The organism is Streptomyces sp. SM10, assembly GCF_002910915.1.
Lineage (GTDB): Bacteria > Actinomycetota > Actinomycetes > Streptomycetales > Streptomycetaceae > Streptomyces.
Genome location: NZ_NEUF01000187.1, coordinates 80,225 through 92,210, shown reverse-complemented (window position 1 = coordinate 92,210; position 11,986 = coordinate 80,225). Strand labels below are relative to the sequence as shown.

The 11,986-nt window shown below is 70.2% G+C and carries 9 protein-coding genes and 1 riboswitch; of the genes, 8 read left to right on the top strand and 1 reads right to left on the bottom strand.

Annotated features, from left to right (window positions below):
- Positions 1-34 precede the first annotated feature (34 nt).
- From B9S57_RS32905 to B9S57_RS32870, 8 genes are all read left to right on the top strand, one after another.
- Positions 35-1,015, top strand: a complete 981-nt coding sequence (locus tag B9S57_RS32905) for a transglycosylase family protein (protein ID WP_103760817.1) — start codon at positions 35-37, stop codon at positions 1,013-1,015.
- A 290-nt stretch (positions 1,016-1,305) separates the two neighbouring features.
- A riboswitch (cyclic di-AMP (ydaO/yuaA leader) is annotated at positions 1,306-1,477 on the top strand.
- Entirely contained in the window at positions 1,478-2,170 is a 693-nt protein-coding gene (locus B9S57_RS32900) for a transglycosylase family protein (protein ID WP_103760816.1), read from the top strand.
- A 354-nt stretch (positions 2,171-2,524) separates the two neighbouring features.
- Positions 2,525-3,811: a phosphopyruvate hydratase gene (eno, locus tag B9S57_RS32895; protein WP_103760815.1), complete on the top strand. Its 1,287-nt coding sequence runs from the start codon at positions 2,525-2,527 to the stop codon at positions 3,809-3,811.
- A gap of 94 nt (positions 3,812-3,905) precedes the next feature.
- A complete protein-coding gene (locus B9S57_RS32890) occupies positions 3,906-4,376 on the top strand; it encodes a septum formation initiator family protein (RefSeq protein ID WP_103760814.1) in 471 nt (156 codons plus the stop codon).
- A gap of 70 nt (positions 4,377-4,446) precedes the next feature.
- On the top strand, positions 4,447-4,989 hold the full coding sequence (locus B9S57_RS32885) for a DUF501 domain-containing protein (protein ID WP_103760836.1): 543 nt from the start codon (positions 4,447-4,449) through the stop codon (positions 4,987-4,989).
- Positions 4,990-5,026: 37 nt separating this feature from the next.
- Positions 5,027-5,968, top strand: coding sequence for a Ppx/GppA phosphatase family protein (locus tag B9S57_RS32880; protein ID WP_103760813.1), 942 nt, complete (start codon positions 5,027-5,029; stop codon positions 5,966-5,968).
- 448 nt (positions 5,969-6,416) lie between these two features.
- Entirely contained in the window at positions 6,417-7,820 is a 1,404-nt protein-coding gene (locus B9S57_RS32875) for an NAD(P)/FAD-dependent oxidoreductase (protein ID WP_103760812.1), read from the top strand.
- A 251-nt stretch (positions 7,821-8,071) separates the two neighbouring features.
- Positions 8,072-9,376, top strand: coding sequence for a cyclopropane-fatty-acyl-phospholipid synthase family protein (locus tag B9S57_RS32870; RefSeq protein WP_103760811.1), 1,305 nt, complete (start codon positions 8,072-8,074; stop codon positions 9,374-9,376).
- A gap of 70 nt (positions 9,377-9,446) precedes the next feature.
- On the opposite strand, the gene B9S57_RS32865 is transcribed toward B9S57_RS32870, so the two are convergent.
- Complete coding sequence (locus B9S57_RS32865) at positions 9,447-11,975, bottom strand: ABC transporter permease (RefSeq protein WP_103760810.1); 2,529 nt, start codon at positions 11,973-11,975, stop codon at positions 9,447-9,449.
- Between the last annotated feature and the right edge of the window lie 11 nt (positions 11,976-11,986).

Here is an 11,986-nt window from a genome sequence, read left to right as displayed (position 1 = left end):
CCCGTCACATGTCAGTCACACGGAAGGCAATCCCATGGGCTCCGCGAACGGCAGACACCGCCGCCCTCGCCAGGCACCCGCCATCGTCGTCGCCGCGGGCGTCACGGGATCGGCCATCGCCATCCCGCTGCTCGGTGCGGGCGGGGCGCAGGCAGCCGACGCGACGACCTGGGACAGGGTCGCCGAATGCGAGAGCGGCGGCATGTGGAGTGCGGACCTCGGCAACGGCTACTACGGCGGCCTGCAGTTCTCGCAGGACACGTGGTCGGCCTACGGCGGCACGGCGTACGCCGCGCGCGCCGACCTCGCGAGCCGCTCCCAGCAGATCGCGGTCGCGGAGAAGATGCTGGACGACAAGGGACCGCAGGCGTGGCCCAGCTGTGCGGTGATCTCCGGTCTCGCCCTGGACGGGACGCTGCCCGGAGTGGACCCGGGCGGCGAGCCGCCGGCCGACCCCTCGGACACGGCTACCCCGTCGGAGACCCCCTCGTCCGACGCGTCGGACAAGGCGGACGACGCAGGCAACACCGACGGGTCCGACGCGTCGGACGACTCGGACGCCAAGGGCGAGGGTGACTCCGGCGGGGGCGCGTCCTCCGGCGCGTCGGACAAGGGTGACGAGGCATCGCCGTCCGCCACCCCGTCGCCCGAGGCCTCCGAGCCGTCCGACGCCTCTGAGGAGGACGGGGCCAAGGGCGGGAAGCACCGCGGCGCGCCGGCTCCCGAGGCCGGTACCGGGTCGGGCCAGGACGCGCGTGAGTCCGGACGCCACGCCTCGCGCGGCGACGCCGACGCGCGCAGGGGTGCCGAGGGGACGTACACCGTGCGCGAGGGCGACAACCTCTGGGCGATCGCCGACACGCAGGGGCTCACCGGCGGCTGGACCGCGCTCTACGAGACCAACAAGGACGAACTGGGCTCCGACCCGGACCTGATCCTCCCGGGCCAGAACCTGGATCTCGGCCTCGGGGCGGACGCGTCGGGCACCCAGGCGGAGACTGCCGCGGCCAACTGATCAAAAGCGGGAAAACACCCTGAAATCGGGGGCAGTTAAGAGACCTATGTCCACTTATGCGTAAGTGAGACATGGGTCTCTTTGCTTCAACTGGTGCGCTCCGTCCGTCCGGTCCGTCCATATTGGCTCCGACCTGCGAAAACGATCCGGCTCGGTGCACCGTTACGCGCTGATTGGTCGTTATGCCCATCTTTGAATGTGGGGGTTGCGTGTGATTACGGTCGGAGCCGCTCGCACCGCGGGCACCTTCGACCGTCACGCCGAATCCTGCCGTCGGTCGAGGGGTACCGACGCGTAAAGCGCCGTAGGCAGGAGCGGGGGAACCAGGTAAGCGCCGGACCCGGCCGTCGGAAGACGGCCGAGGGGACGGCTAGGGGTGGAGCCGTCCGCGGAAGCGGGCGGCCGGGCAACTCACAGGCCCGAACCCGACAGCTCACCTCGTAGGCGTCGGTGAGGAGAACCATGCTGCTTTCCAGCACGGGCAAGCACCGTCGCCCGTCCAAGGCCGTCCGTATCGCCACCCTTGCCGGGGTCGCGGGCGCCGCTGTCGCCGTACCGCTCATGGGTGCGACCAACGCGTCCGCCGCCTCCGTCGACACCTGGGACGCCGTCGCCCAGTGCGAGTCCGGTGGCAACTGGTCCATCAACACCGGCAACGGCTACTACGGCGGCCTGCAGTTCTCGCAGTCCAGCTGGGCGGCCGCCGGCGGCACGCAGTACGCCTCGCGCGCCGACCTGGCCACCAAGGACCAGCAGATAGCCGCCGCCGAGAAGCTCCTCGACCTCCAGGGCCCGGGCGCCTGGGCCTGCGCCGGTGCCGGCGGCCTGACGAACGACGGTGTGGACCCGGGTGTCGACACCGGCTCCGCCAAGAACGGCGACACGGCCCCGAAGGCCGCGCCGGAGCGCAAGGCCGAGCAGCCCACGACGCGCAGCGAGAAGCGCACGGCTCCCGAGAAGACCGTCACCACCCCCACCGGCGGGAAGGTCGAGAAGGGTGACGGCGAGTACAAGGTGAAGGCCGGCGACACCCTCAGCAAGATCGCCGACGCGAAGAAGGTCAAGGGCGGCTGGCAGAAGCTGTTCAAGCTGAACGACGACATCGTCGACGAGGCCGACCTGATCTTCCCGGGTCAGCAGCTCCACCTGAAGTAACCGGAAACGGTCCGGGGTCCTCCTCCTGCCCCGGGGGTCCGGCCCGGCGTGCACACCCCCCGCGCGCCGGGCCGGACCGCGTCCGGAACCCGCCCCGGAAGGATGGGGCGGCACCCGCCGGAAGGGCGCCGGTGCGGGCTCGCCTTCGGTGCGAGTGTCCACGCGAGCGTTCAACAGTTGTGGTTACTCGTCAGTAGAATTCTGGACCTTTGCCCGGAATGCGGGCCCTTGGGTCCTTTTTCGTCCCAGGGGACGGGCGGACGGCCGACGGAGCGGGCCGAGCCGGTTAGGCTCGTGGCGCAAGGCCACACCGACCCTGCAGAACCAGTGTCAGATCCCAGAAGGAGATGCCTCGTGCCGTCCATCGACGTCGTCGTAGCCAGGGAAATCCTCGACTCCCGGGGCAACCCCACGGTCGAGGTCGAGGTTGGCCTCGACGACGGCAGCACGGGACGTGCTGCTGTTCCGTCCGGCGCCTCCACCGGTGCGTTCGAGGCCATTGAGCTTCGCGACGGTGACCCCAACCGCTACCAGGGCAAGGGCGTCGAGAAGGCCGTCCTCGCCGTGATCGAGCAGATCGGCCCGGAGCTCGTCGGTTACGACGCCACCGAGCAGCGCCTCATCGACCAGGCGATGTTCGACCTGGACGCGACCGAGAACAAGGGCTCCCTCGGCGCCAACGCCATCCTCGGTGTCTCGCTGGCCGTGGCGCACGCCGCGTCCGAGGCCTCCGACCTCCCGCTGTTCCGCTACCTCGGCGGCCCGAACGCGCACCTGCTGCCCGTTCCGATGATGAACATCCTGAACGGCGGCTCGCACGCCGACTCCAACGTGGACATCCAGGAGTTCATGATCGCGCCGATCGGCGCCGAGTCGTTCTCCGAGGCCCTTCGCTGGGGCGCGGAGATCTACCACACCCTGAAGAAGGTCCTGAAGACCAAGGGCCTGTCGACCGGTCTCGGTGACGAGGGCGGCTTCGCCCCCAACCTCGAGTCCAACCGCGCCGCCCTCGACCTCATCCTCGAGGCCGTCAAGGAGGCCGGCTACGTCCCGGGCCGCGACATCGCGCTCGCGCTCGACGTCGCCGCGTCCGAGTTCTACAAGGACGGCGTCTACGAGTTCGAGGGCAAGTCCCGCTCGGCCGCCGAGATGACCGAGTACTACGAGGAGCTCGTCTCCGCGTACCCGCTGGTCTCCATCGAGGACCCGCTGTACGAGGACGACTGGGCGGGCTGGAAGGTCATCACCGACAAGATCGGCTCCAAGGTCCAGATCGTCGGCGACGACCTCTTCGTCACCAACCCCGAGCGCCTCGCCCGCGGCATCGAGGAGGGCTCGGCCAACGCCCTGCTCGTCAAGGTCAACCAGATCGGTTCGCTGACCGAGACCCTGGACGCCGTCGAGCTGGCCCAGCGCAACGGCTTCAAGTGCATGATGTCGCACCGTTCCGGCGAGACCGAGGACGTCACCATCGCCGACCTCGCCGTCGCCGTGAACTGCGGTCAGATCAAGACCGGCGCCCCGGCCCGCTCGGACCGTGTCGCCAAGTACAACCAGCTGCTGCGCATCGAGGAGATCCTCGACGACGCCGCGGTCTACGCCGGCCGCTCGGCGTTCCCGCGGTTCCGCTTCGAGGGCTGACAACCCGAGTCCGGGGCACCAGCCTCCGTCCGTCCCCGCATCCGGTCCCGTACCGTGTGCGGGGACGGACGTGCGTAACGGGGAGGCGTGAGACATGGCCGGGAAGGACCGCGACCGGTTCTCCACCGCGACCAGGCTGCGACTGCTCGGTGAGCAGACGGCGGCCCGCGTCTACCGGTCCCAGAACCGCCGCCAGGCCCGCCGGTCACGGCTCACGGGCCGTGCGGCGTTCCTCGCGCTGATCGTCTGCTCCCTGGTGGTCGCCCTCGCCTATCCCATGCGGCAGTACATCTCCCAGCGCGACCAGATCGCCGATCAGGAGAGGCTCTCGCGGGAGGCGCACCAGCGGACCGAGGAGCTGCGGGACGAGAAGGCGCGGCTCAAGGACGACGCCTACATCCGCCGTCTCGCGCGCCAGCACCTCCACTACGTGCTGCCCGGCGAGACCGGTTACACGGTGGTCGACCCGGACGCGGCCGAGGTGCGCCGCGGCGATCCGGGGGCGACGGGGCGGCCCTGGCACTCGAACCTCTGGGACGGCGTCGACAGCGCGGACCGCGAATGACCTCGCGCACGCGCGGAGCCCCGGCCCCGCACCGATTCATACAGTCCGACCGATGACATTCAAGGCAGGCATGGACACCCCCCCTCCGCAGACCGAATCCACCACGCCCACCGACGCGGACATCGCCGCGTTCGGGCTCCAGCTCGGGCGGCCTCCGCGCGGGCTGCGTGCCATCGCGCACCGCTGCCCGTGCGGCAACCCGGACGTGGTCGAGACGCAGCCCCGTCTGGAGGACGGCACGCCGTTCCCGACGACGTACTACCTGACCTGCCCGCGAGCCGCGTCCGCGATCGGCACGCTGGAGGCCAACGGGGTCATGAAGGAGATGACCGAGCGTCTCACCACCGACCCGGAGCTGGCCGCCGCCTACCGCGCCGCCCACGAGGACTACCTCGCCCGGCGCGACGCCATCGAGGTCCTGGAGGGCTTCCCGAGCGCCGGCGGCATGCCGGACCGGGTGAAGTGCCTGCACGTCCTGGTCGGCCACTCGCTGGCCGCCGGCCCCGGGGTGAACCCGCTGGGCGACGAGGCCATCGCGATGCTGCCGCAGTGGTGGGCGAAGGGCCCGTGCGTCACGCCGTGCGGTCCCGACGCCGGCCCCGACGCGTCCTGACCCCGCGGCGCGGTACCCGTACGACCACAGGAGCCCCATGACCCGCGTTGCCGCCATCGACTGCGGTACCAACTCCATCCGCCTGCTCGTCGCGGATGTGGACCCCGCCACCGGGGACTTCACCGAGCTCGACCGCCGGATGAGGATCGTCCGGCTCGGCCAGGGCGTCGACCGGACCGGCCGGCTGGCCCCCGAGGCGCTCGAGCGCACCTTCGACGCCTGCCGTGAGTACGCGGCGGTGATCAAGGAGCTCGGTGCCGAGCGGATCCGGTTCGTCGCCACGTCCGCCTCCCGTGACGCGGAGAACAGCGACACGTTCGTCCGCGGGGTCCTGGACATCCTGGACGTCGAGCCCGAGGTCGTCACGGGCGACCAGGAGGCCCAGCTCTCCTTCGACGGCGCCACCAGGGAACTGGCGGGCAGCGACCACCTGGAGAAGCCGTATCTGGTGGTGGACATCGGCGGCGGCTCCACGGAGTTCGTCGTCGGTGACGACCGTGTCCGCGCCGCCCGGTCCGTGGACATCGGCTGCGTACGCATGACGGAGCGTCATCTCGTCCTGGACGGCACCGTCGTGGATCCGCCCACGCCCGACCGGGTCGCCGCGATCCGCGAGGACATCGGGGCCGCCCTGGACCTCGCCGAGCGGACGGTGCCGCTCTCCTCGGCGGCGACGCTCGTGGGACTGGCCGGGACGGTCACCACCGTCGCCGCGATCGCGCTCGGGCTCGACGCGTACGACTCCGCGGCCATCCACCACTCCCGGGTCCCCCTGGAGCAGGTCAGGGAGATCGCGGCGCGTCTGCTGGCCTCGACGCACGAGGAGCGTGCCGCGATCCCGGCGATGCACCCCGGCAGGGTCGATGTCATCGCCGCGGGAGCGCTCGTGCTGCTCGCCGTGATGGAGCGGAGCGGGGCGCGTGAGGTCGTGGTCAGCGAACACGACATCCTCGACGGGATCGCCTGGTCCGCCGCCTGATCACCGTGCGGGCGAGGGCGCGGTGAGATCCCGCTCAAACGCATTCCAGCCTGCACCTTTGAGCTGGGCGAGGCCTCCCCGGAACGGTCCGGGGAGGCCTTTCGCGAGGCGCCGCGGGAAACTTCGTGAACTTCTTCACAAGGAATTCGGCCCCGGTGGGCGAAGTTCTGCCTCCGAGGCGCCGCGCGGGCACCCGGCGACCCCTCGCGGTGGTGATGCGGGGGCGTTTCGAGGGTGTGGCGAAGGTGTGTCCCGGGCGGGCGGTTCATCCCGTCCGAAGCCTCAAGGGCCAGCTCACAAGCGGTGAACAACGTTCGCCGGTGCGTCGTGGTTCCCCGTACGCACCATGACCTGGGTCACGTGGGCGGCGAAGTGTAGCAGAGGGTGGCGCATACCTTGTGAAGGGGCTCACGAGCATGCCCCCCGAGGGGGGTGGATACTCGATGGCATGAGCACCACGGAGCGTCCCAGGATCCTCGTTGTAGGCGGTGGGTACGTAGGCCTGTACGCAGCTCGTCGCATTCTGAAGAAGATGCGGTATGGAGAGGCGACCGTCACGGTCGTCGACCCGCGCTCGTACATGACGTACCAGCCCTTCCTCCCCGAAGCTGCTGCCGGCAGCATCTCGCCTCGGCATGTCGTCGTCCCGCTGCGACGCGTGCTGCCCAAGGCAGAGGTTCTCACCGGCCGTGTCACGACCATCGATCAGGACCGCAAGGTCGCCACGGTCGCGCCGCTCGTCGGCGAGGCCTACGAGCTGCCCTTCGACTACCTGGTCATCGCGATGGGCGCGGTCTCCCGCACCTTCCCGATCCCCGGCCTCGCCGAGCAGGGCATCGGCATGAAGGGCATCGAGGAGTCCATCGGTCTGCGCAACCACGTCCTCGAGCAGCTGGACAAGGCCGACTCGACGACCGATGAGGACGTCCGCCGCAAGGCGCTGACGTTCGTCTTCGTGGGCGGCGGCTTCGCCGGCGCGGAGACCATCGGCGAGGTCGAGGACATGGCCCGCGACGCGGCGAAGTACTACACGAGCGTCAAGCGCGAGGACATGCGCTTCGTCCTGGTCGACGCCGCCGACAAGATCCTTCCCGAGGTCGGCCCGAAGCTGGGCGCGTACGGCAAGGAGCACCTGGAGAGCCGCGGTGTCGAGGTCTACCTCTCGACGTCCATGGACTCCTGTGTCGACGGCCACGTGGTGCTGAAGAACGGCCTCGAGGTCGACTCCAGCACGATCGTGTGGACGGCCGGCGTGAAGCCGAACCCGGCGCTGGCCCGCTTCGGCCTGCCGCTCGGCCCGCGTGGTCACGTGGACACCTCCGAGAAGCTCCAGGTGCAGGGCACCGACTACATCTGGGCCGCGGGCGACAACGCCCAGGTCCCGGACATGGTCGGCCGCCGTGCGGGCAACCCGAACGCCTGGTGCCCGCCGAACGCCCAGCACGCGCTGCGTCAGGCGAAGGTCCTCGGTGACAACGTCATCTCCGGCATGCGGGGCTTCCCGCAGAAGGAGTACAGCCACGCCAACAAGGGTGCGGTCGCCGGACTCGGCCTGCACAAGGGCGTCGCGATGATCGTCATGGGCAAGGTGAAGATCAAGGTCAAGGGCCGTCTCGCCTGGTACATGCACCGCGGCTACCACGGCATGGCCATGCCGACCTGGAACCGCAAGATCCGGATCTTCGCCGACTGGACGCTGGCGATGTTCCTCAAGCGCGAGGTCGTCTCGCTCGGCGCCATGGAGACTCCGCGCGAGGAGTTCTACGAGGCCGCCAAGCCGAGCCCCGCTCCGGTCGCGGCCAAGGCCGACGGCGACGCGAGCAAGGCCGGCGAGAAGGCCAAGGCCTCCTAGCGCCCGTACGTCACCGAAGGGGTCGTCCGCCATCCGTGGTGCGGACGGCCCCTTCGGCGTTCCTGGACGCCGATAACTAGATGGCTATTGCAGGTATTTTGCCGTTCCGTTGCCCGCGAGCGGGATGGCCCGGCCGCCGGGCGGCGTTGACGCTGCTGTACCTCGCCGCGGCCCGAGGTGTCGCGGCCCGGTTCGGATGCGTATATGCGAATTTAGGCACGTTCGGAAACACCACCACGGAGGTGTGCACCATGGCCGACGCCGCATCGCGGCTGACCGCTCTCGCCGAAGAGTTGCTGGGAGAACCCCTGCCGGTCCGGATCCGGGCCTGGGACGGCAGTGAATCCGGGCCGCCGGGTGCCCCCACCCTCGTGCTGCGCCACCGCCGCGCCCTGCGCCGGCTGCTCTGGAAGCCGGGCGAGCTGGGGCTGGCCCGCGCCTGGGTGGCAGGCGAGATCGACGTCGACGGTGATCTGTACGCGGCCCTGGACGCCGTGGCCGCGCTGCTCTGGGAGCGCGGCGCCGACGCGAAGGACACCGTCCACCCCGTCCGCGACCCGAAGGTGCGGGCCTTCGCCCGTGGCCTCGTGGAGATCGCCGGGCCGTGGCCACCGCCGCCCCCGCCCCCGGAGGAGATCCGCCGCCGCACCGGAGCGCTGCACACCAAGCGCCGCGACAAGGAAGCCATCAGCCACCACTACGACGTGGGCAACGACTTCTACGCCATGGTCCTCGGCCCGTCCATGGTGTACTCCTGCGCCTACTGGCAGGACGGCTCCACCCTCGAGGAGGCCCAGCGCGACAAGCTCGACCTCGTCTGCCGCAAGCTCGCCCTCCAGGAGGGAGACCGCCTCCTCGACGTCGGCTGCGGATGGGGCTCCATGGCCATCCACGCCGCCCGTGAGTACGGCGCCCGGGTCACCGGGGTGACCCTCTCCACCGAACAGGCCGCCTTCGCCCGCAAGCGCATCGCCGAGGAGGGCCTCACCGACCGGATCGAGATCCGGGTCCAGGACTACCGTGACGTCAGGGACGGCCCGTACGACGCCATCTCCTCGATCGGCATGGCCGAGCACGTCGGCTCGGTCCGCTTCCGTGAGTACGCCGACGACCTCTACGCCCTGCTCGAACCCGGCGGCCGGCTGCTCAACCACCAGATCGCCCGCCGCCCGGAGCGGGACGAGTCCGCGTACCACGTCGACGAGTTCATCGACGCCTACGTCTTCCCCGACGGCGAACTCGCCCCGGTGGGAGGCACCGTCGCCACTCTGGAGGAGGCCGGATTCGAGGCCCGCGACGTCGAGGCGATCCGCGAGCACTACGCGCTGACCCTGCGCCGCTGGGTGGCCAATCTGGAGGAGAACTGGAAGGAGGCCGTCCGGGCGACCTCGCCCGGACGGGCCAGGGTGTGGCGGCTCTACATGGCCGCCTCCGCGCTCTCCTTCGAGCACAACAAGATCGGCGTCAACCAGATCCTCGCGGTGCGTCCGCAGGAGGGCGGCCCGTCCGGCATGCCCCTGCGGGCCCGTGACTGGACGGCGTCGGAGAAGAGCTGACCGGGACCGGAGACGGGAACGGAGAAGGGCCGGTACCCGTACGACGGGTACCGGCCCTCACCGCGTGCGCCTACTCCGTCTTGATCGCGGTCAGCATGTTCAGCCTCGCGCCGCTGCGGGCCGGCCACAGGGAGGCCAGCACACCCACCAGGCCGGCGAGCACCAGGAAGAGCGCGAGCCGGTCCCACGGGATGACCAGGGCGTAGCCGGGGATGGAGGCGGACAGGCTCTTCCCGATGGCCCAGCCGAGGAACGTCCCCAGGCCCACACCGACCACCGCTCCGAAGAGCGAGATGACGACGGCCTCCAGCCGGATCATGCGCTTGACCCTGCGCCGGTCCAGGCCGATCGCCCGCAGCATCCCGATCTCCTGCTGACGCTCGAAGACCGACATGGCCAGCGTGTTGACGACCCCGAGGACCGCGATGACCAGGGCCATCGCCAGCAGCGCGTACATGATGTTCAGCGCCGTGTTGATGAATCCGCCGAACATGTCCCGGATGCCCTGGCGGTCCATGACGCTCATCGCCGGGTTGTCACCGAGCGCGTCGACCACGGCCTTCTCGTTGGCGTCGCTCTGGCCGCCGTCCATGGTCAGCCAGACCTCGCGAATGTCCGAGATGCTCTCGTGCGGAGCGACGAGGTCCTCGGGGATCAGGACCGGGGAGAGGAACTCGTTGCCCTCGTAGAGCGCGCCGACCTTCAGGGTCTGCTTCTTGTCGTCCTGGTAGGTCACGGGCACGCTGTCGCCGGTCTTCCAGCCGTGCGACTTCGCGGTCTTGCGGTCGACGGCGATCTCGCCGTCGACCAGCGAGGAGAGCGAGCCGGAGACCGTCTTCAGGTCGAAGGTCTTCTCGACGTCTCCGGGGGTGACTCCCGAGGCCGAGACGCCCTCCTTCCCGACGGTGAGCCAGACGGCGCGCTGAGGGGTGGCCGCGGCGACCCCGTCGGCCTTGCGCAGGGCAGTGAGGGCCGACTCGTCGAGCGCTTCACCGCTGGCCATCGAGACCATGTAGTCGGCGCGGATGTTGTCCGTCGTCATCTTGTCGATGGCCTGGCCGAGCGTGACGCCGAGCACGGAGATGCCGGTGACCAGGGTGAGCCCGATCGCGAGGGCGGAGGCGGTCGCTCCGGTGCGGCGCGGATTGCGGACCGCGTTCTGGGCGGCCAGCTTGCCGGAGACGCCGAACAGCTTCCGCAGCAGCGGACCTGCCAGCGCGATCACCGGCCGCGAGAGCAGCGGGATGAGCACGATGACACCGGTCAGGGTCAGGAAGGCGCCTCCGCCGATGAGCCACCGGCCGTTCTCGTCGCCCTGAGCGGCGCCCGCCACGATCAGGGCGGACCCGAGGAGCGTGAGCACCCAGCCGATCGAGTTCCGTACGACCAGGGACTTGGTGGTGGCCACCGCGTGCACGCTGCTCATCGCGGCCACCGGCGGGATCTTGGCGGCGCGACGGGCGGGCAGCCAGGCGGCGAACACGGTGATCAGCACGCCGACGGCGAAGGCCGAGGCGACCGCGGTGGGGGAGACGACCAGCGGTCCGGCAGGAATCTTCCCGCCGAACATGCCCATCGCGGAACGCAGCCCCGTGGCGAGAGCGACGCCGAGCGCGAAGCCGATCACCGAGGCGGTCAGGCCGACCACACCGGCCTCCAGCAGGATGGCTCGCTTGACCTGTCGGCGGGAGGCGCCGACGGCGCGCATCAGGGCGAGTTCCTTGGTGCGCTGGGCGATGAGCATGGTGAACGTGTTGGCGATCAGGAACACGCCGACGAAGAGCGCGATGGCCGCGAAGGCGAGCAGCATGGAGTTGAGGCTCTTGAGGCCCGACTCGGTCATCTCGGCCTCCTCGTCCGCGAGGGCCGCGCCGGTCTTGGCCTCGGCGCCCTCGGGCAGGAGCGGCTTCACGGCGTCCAGCAGCCGCTGGTCGGACGCACCGGCCGCCGCGGTCACGGTGACGTCCTTGAACTCGCCGGGCCGCAGGTAGAGCTGCTGGGCCACGGCGGTGTCGAAGAGGACGAGGCTGCCGCCCGCGTTCACGGCGCCGTCCTCGGTGGTGAAGACGCCGGAGAGGGTGTACTCCTTCACCGGCCCGTTCGTGGCGACCCGCACCTTCTCTCCGACGCGGTACTCGCCCTTGTCCGCCGTGGTCCTGTCGAGGGCGATCTGTCCGGCCTCGACCGGGCCCGTGCCGTCGGTGAAGGTGTACTGCGCGTCCTTGCCGCCGGTGCCGGGGGAGAAGTTGGAACCGGTGTTGGACCAGCCGTTGCCGATGAGCTTGCCGTCCGGGTCGGCGACGCCCGCGAAGCCGGAGACCCGCCCGGTGGCCTCCGCCACGCCGTCGAGGTCGCGGATCCTGTCGAGTGTCGCCGCGTCGACGGCTGCGGTCTCGTCGTCGCCGCGTTCGGCCCAGGTCGTGACGGCGACGGCGACCTTGTCGTAGCTCTTGGCGGACTGGTTGCGGAAGGCGTTGCCGAGGGTGTCGGTGAAGACCAGGGTGCCGGAGACGAAGGCCACGCCGAGCATCACGGCGAGCACGGTCATCAGCAGCCTGGCCTTGTGCGCAAGCACATTGCGCACGGCGGTACGGAGCATGTCGTCAGTTC